General features: G+C 65.3%; 4 protein-coding genes. All 4 read left to right on the top strand.

Going from position 1 to position 5285, the window contains the following annotated elements:
- Nucleotides 1-1331, top strand: a 1331-nt coding sequence (locus Q0480_RS07090; RefSeq protein ID WP_299131702.1) for a right-handed parallel beta-helix repeat-containing protein, incomplete at its 5' end; no start/stop codon positions are given.
- A gap of 170 nt (nucleotides 1332-1501) precedes the next feature.
- Nucleotides 1502-2449 (top strand): methyltransferase domain-containing protein, encoded by a 948-nt coding sequence (locus Q0480_RS07085; protein WP_366940828.1) that lies wholly within the window; start codon nucleotides 1502-1504, stop codon nucleotides 2447-2449.
- Nucleotides 2450-2575: 126 nt separating this feature from the next.
- Nucleotides 2576-4216, top strand: coding sequence for an FAD-dependent oxidoreductase (locus Q0480_RS07080; RefSeq protein WP_299131700.1), 1641 nt, complete (start codon nucleotides 2576-2578; stop codon nucleotides 4214-4216).
- Nucleotides 4217-4220: 4 nt separating this feature from the next.
- A complete protein-coding gene (locus Q0480_RS07075; RefSeq protein ID WP_299131699.1) occupies nucleotides 4221-5180 on the top strand; it encodes an aldo/keto reductase in 960 nt (319 codons plus the stop codon).
- Nucleotides 5181-5285: the final 105 nt, after the last annotated feature.

Raw genomic sequence — 5285 nt, 5'->3', positions numbered from 1 at the left:
CGTTCAAGAGCGCGAAGGCGGGCGACGTGCTCTCCCTCGCCGGCGGAAACTATGGTTCCGTGACGCTCGCCTCCGGCAAGAGCGGCGTGACGATCAAGTCGGCCAGCGATGGCAATCAGGCGGTATTCTCCAAATTGTCCGCGCAGAAGGTCTCCAATTTCACCATCGACAATGTAAAGTTCGATGGGCCCGGGAAAGCCGGAACCGGTCTGACCGTCAAGAGTTCAGCGGGCGTAAAGATTCTCAATTCGGATTTTACGGACCTGAGCACCGGCTCTTTCATCTATGAGAGCAGCGGCGTAACGATGTCAGGCAATACGTTTACGAGAATGTACATTGATGCGATGGATTTCGCCGAAATCAATAACGGCGTCATCTCGAATAATTACTATCAAGAGAGCGGCTCAAGGCCGGGATATACGCACAAAGATTTCATTCAGTTCTGGACTCACCGCGGATACGATCAGGCTCCATCCAAGAATATTACCATAAGCGGCAATAAGTTCTACTCGAAGGATGGCGATACCCACGGAATACTTATTACCAACGAGTGGGGATCGAAGCATCAGAACATCAAGATTGTCGACAACTACTTCAAGTCGTCCCAGACGCACGGGATCAGCGTGGCCACGACCGATGGGTTGGAGATCAGGAACAATACCCTGATCAAAGATGGCAAGGGATATCCGGTCATCAACGTTACCCCCGATTCGACCAATGTGAAGATCACCAACAACACCTCGCCGTCGATACCGGATGTCGGAAATTCGACATGGTTCCTGTCCGGCAACAAGGAGACGGGCGGAACGAACTGGCACTGGACCGACGGCATGAGTGGCTCCCCGGTCAAGAATACCGGCTCCACGACCGGTGCGAACGGGAGCGCCGCCAGCGCCGCGGCCCCGAGCGTCGCCGCGCCGAGCGTCGCCGCGCCGGCCCCCGGGGTCAGTGCTCCTGACCTGAACCTCGGAAACGGAAAGGCGGACGAGTTTCGCTTCGACGCGGCCAAGATCGCCGGCGGCGTGACCAAGGTCGTGTCGGGTCTCGATTTCTCCGACGACGACACGATCGTGCTGATCAATTACGACAAGGGCACCATCAAGGATGTCGAGGGGGGCAATCTGGTCTGGCACAATCTGGAAGGGACCTACGTCAAGATCGACTCCCTGACGGACATCCAGGAAATCGTGGCCGCCTCGTCCAAGATCGCGGCGAAGGTCACCGGGGATGACCTGACGCTCAGCATCACGCAGAACGATGGCACGCACCATATCGTGCTCGACGGGATCGGCCAGCAATACCAGTCGAGCTTCGACAGCGCCCTGTTCTGAGGAGGCTCTCCGGCGGCGTTCCACCGGAACCCCGCGCGCCGATCTGTCGAGGGGCCATCCGGAGCGGATCCGGATGGCCCCTTTTCCGTCCGCGGGCCGCTTGGCCCACGGGGCTTGCGTGCCTTTTTAAAGGAGTTATCATGCCGCCGTCTTAATGGTTGACGGAGTTCATGATGAAATACTTATTGACGGCGCAAGCACTCAGAATTTTTTCGACAAATAAATCCACAAAGAAGATTTACAGATCCATTGGAAACGTAAAGAATGCCATTGCCGGAAGCAAGGAAACGATCAAGCGTAAATACGTAGTTACGGCGAAACAGCTTACCGAAGTGATTGATGCTTACGATATCGCTCGTCCAGGCATGAATGTAATGGAGATAGGAACCGGGTGGGTTCACTGGGATTCGATCGTTCTTCGCAATAAGATCGATTGCAATGTGCTTCTCTACGATGTCTGGGATAATCGTAGCTTCAACAAGTTCATCAACTACTGCTCGCAACTCGCCGATCCCGAGATCCGCGCGCGGGTCGGCTTCGAAGGTGCGATCAATTCCGACCTGATGGCCCGGCTGATCAAATGCGAGAGCCTCGACGCGGCATACGAACTGCTCGGCTTCAAGTATCTCATCGATCCATCGGGGACATTGAACAACGTGGCCGATGGCCGGTTCGATCTCGTGGTCAGCAACGCGGTGTTCGAGCATCTTCGCGCCGAGGATACCGGGACGATCATCCAGCGGATCCATGATGTGCTGCGTCCCGGTGGCTGGGCGATCCACCTGGTTTCGTTGCAGGACCACCTGAAGATCTATGCCAAGAGCGCCCATATCAAGGAATACCTTCGGTTCTCGAAGGATGAATACAACAAGAAGTATCAGAACGACGTTCAGTATATCAACCTGATGCAGATACCCGAATGGCTGGCGTTGTTCGAGGCGACCGGTTTCGAGGTCCTGGAGACCAAGCGCCTCTCGGGCAGCGACCTGTCGCATCTACCGGTGCATGACTCCTGGCGCGGCATGTCCGAGGAGGATCTGGCCTGTTCGGTCGTCCAGTTCGTCACCCGCCGGCCACCGGACGCGGCCGGCCCGGACGCCGCCGCGCTTCGAGAGTGAAAATCCACTGGCGGCGCGCGCCCCGATGCCGGTAGCTGTTCCGGCCACCGAAGGTGGCGCGATTCAGACGATGGAGTGGGGCGAAGCCGCCCATGGCGCGCGCCGCGCCGGTTCGAGGACCGCGATGTGATTGACGAGTCTCCTTCCTTCGACCGGCTGCGCGCCTTCGCCGCCGATGTCGCGGTAATCGGCGGCGGGCCGGTCGGGATCACCACTGCGCTGGCGCTCGCGGACCGGGGCTTTCGCGTTCTCCTGCTGGAGAGTGGGGGCCGCGCGCCGCGACCCGAGTCCCAGGCGCTGTCGGAGGCCGAAAATCTCCGCCCCGACAATCATCACGCGCCCCGGATCACCGTGGCGCGCCGGCTCGGCGGCGCCTCCAACCTCTGGGGCGGGCGCTGCCTGCCCTTTGATCCCGTGGATTTCCGCGCCCGGCCCTGGCTCGATCTGCCGGCCTGGCCGATCGGCCCCGAGGCGCTGGAGCCCTGGCTCGGCCCGGCCTGCGCCGCGATGGACGCGGGCGCCCCGGTCTTCACCGAGCCCTTGGCCGGGGTGACGGCGGACCCCGCCTTCGGCTTTGAAACGCTGGAGCGCTGGAGCAACACGCCACGCACACAGGTCTTCCGCCGGGCGGATCTGGAAGGCTCCGCCGGGCTTCTGGTGGCGCTCGGCGCCACCGCGCTCGGCTTCGCCTATGACGCGGACGGCCGGATCACCGCCATCGACCTGCATCTGGAAGGGATCGGGCGGGAGGAACTGGCCCTGTCCCGGGTGGTGCTCGCCGCCGGCGGCAACGAGAGCACGCGGCTGCTGCTCGCCGAGGCGCGCCGAACACCCGAGCGTTTCGGCGGACCCGAGGGGCCGCTCGGCCGCTTCTACATGGGCCATGTCAACGGCCAGATCGCCGACATCACCTTCGAGAGCCGGCCGCTGCATGACGGGCTGAACTTCCACGTGGATGCCAATGGCTCCTACGCGCGGCGCCGCCTGGTGCCGAGCGAGGCGACCCAAGCCGAGGCCGGCCTCGCCAATGTCGCCTTCTGGCCCGTGGTGCCGGCGATCGCCAATCCCGACCATCGCTCCGGCCCGCTCTCCGCGGTGTTCCTCGCGCTCTCGATCGGTCCGCTGGCGCGGCGGCTGATCGCCGAGCCGATCCGGCTGAAGCACGTGGGCGAGCCGCCCTACGCCCGGGGGGCGCATCTGCGCAACATCCTGCTCGATGCGCCGCGCACCATGGGCTTCGCCCCCTGGTTCCTCTGGCACAATCGGGTGGCCAGGATGCGCCTGCCGGGCTTCTTCCTGCCGAACCCGGCCCGGCGCTACGGGCTCGAATACCATTCCGAACAGTTGCCGGAAGCGGAGAGCCGGATGGTCCTGACCGGGATCCCCGACCGCCTCGGCCTGGCTCGGCTCGCGATCGACCTGCGCTTCTCCGAAGCGGACGCGGCCTCGGTGCTGCGGGCGCATACAGCGCTCGAGGGCTGGCTCACCCGCAACGGGCTGGGGGCGCTCGACTATCACGCTCCGGCCGGGGAACGCGCGGCGGCGGTGCTCGCCGAGGCCAAGCACGGCAACCACCAGATCGGCACCATCCGCATGGGCGCCGACCGGACGCGCGGGGTGGTCGATGGCGATTGCCGCAGCTTCGACGTGCCGAACCTGCATGTGGTCTCGACCGCCGTGCTGCCGAGTTCGGGCCAGGCCAATCCGACCCTGACGGCGGTACAGCTCGGCCTGCGGCTCGCCGCGCATCTGGCGGCGGGGGGGTAGACACATGCGACGGGTAACGCTGGCCGGGACCGGCCTCGAAAGCTCCTGTCTCGGCTTCGGCTGCGCCTCGCTCGGCTCGCGGATCGATGCGGCCGAGGGGCTGCGCGCCCTGGCGGCCGCCTTCGAGCAGGGGGTGGACTGGCTCGACCTCGCCCCGGCCTACGGCCGCGGCGCGGCCGAGACGATCGCGGCGGACTTCATCCGGGGCCGCCGCGATCGTCTGCGGCTCTGCACCAAGGTCGGGCTGGCGCCGCCGCGCGCCGGCGGCTTTTTCGCCGCCTCCCTCGTCCCGCTGGCGCGGCGGGCGATCGCGCTGGCGCCCGGCCTGCGCGGCGCGGTCCGCCGCTCCGGCGCCCAGACCAATCGCGCGCTGCCGCTGACGCCGGAACTGCTCACCCGTTCGCTCGAGGAGAGCCTGCGTCGCCTTGGAACGGACCATGTGGACCTTTACGCCCTGCATAACGCCGGGCCGGCCGACGTCGGCCGCGAGGAGATCCGGCGCGCGCTCGAGGAGATCCTGGCCGCCGGCAAGGCCCGGGCGGTGGCGGTGGCGAGCGGACCCGAGACGGCGCGGGTCGCGATCGGGCAGGGGGCGCCCTTCTCGGCGGTCCAGATCGCCTTGCCCGCTCCGGGCGCGCCGGCCGACCCGCTGCCCGCCGCCCGCGCCGCGGGGGTCGGGGTGATCGTCCATTCCCTCTTCGGCGTGGAAGGCACGCTGGCCACGCTGGAGCGCCGGATCGCCCGGGATTCGGTCACCCGGGCCGAGATCCTGGCCGCCGGCGGATCGGACGAGCCGCGGGTGGCCCTTGCCCGGCTGCTCCTGGCGCGAGCCTTCGCCCTCAATCCCGAGGGCGTGGCGCTGGTATCGATGTTCTCGCCGGCGAGCCGCGCGGCCAATCTCGCCCTCGCCGACGCGGCGATCGATCCGGCCGCCGCCGCCCTTGTCGACCGGCTGGCGGTCTAGGATGTGTGGACTCTAGGGATTCTCAAGGGCGATACGTCGTGATTCAAGGTGGACACCTCCAAGAACCTGAGTTTTGCCGTTTGAGCGGGAAGGCAACACGCTGAC

The sequence above is a fragment of the uncultured Amaricoccus sp. genome, assembly GCF_937891315.1.
Lineage (GTDB): Bacteria > Pseudomonadota > Alphaproteobacteria > Rhodobacterales > Rhodobacteraceae > Amaricoccus.
The sequence above is the reverse complement of the archived record's forward strand: the minus strand, read 5'-3'. Positions and strand labels throughout refer to the sequence as shown.

Excerpts from the sequence above, each read along its gene's own strand:
- Q0480_RS07085 (WP_366940828.1), top strand. The coding sequence starts at position 1,502 with ATGATGAAATACTTATTGACGGCGCAAGCACTCAGAATTTTTTCGACA.
- Q0480_RS07075 (WP_299131699.1), top strand. The coding sequence starts at position 4,221 with ATGCGACGGGTAACGCTGGCCGGGACCGGCCTCGAAAGCTCCTGTCTC.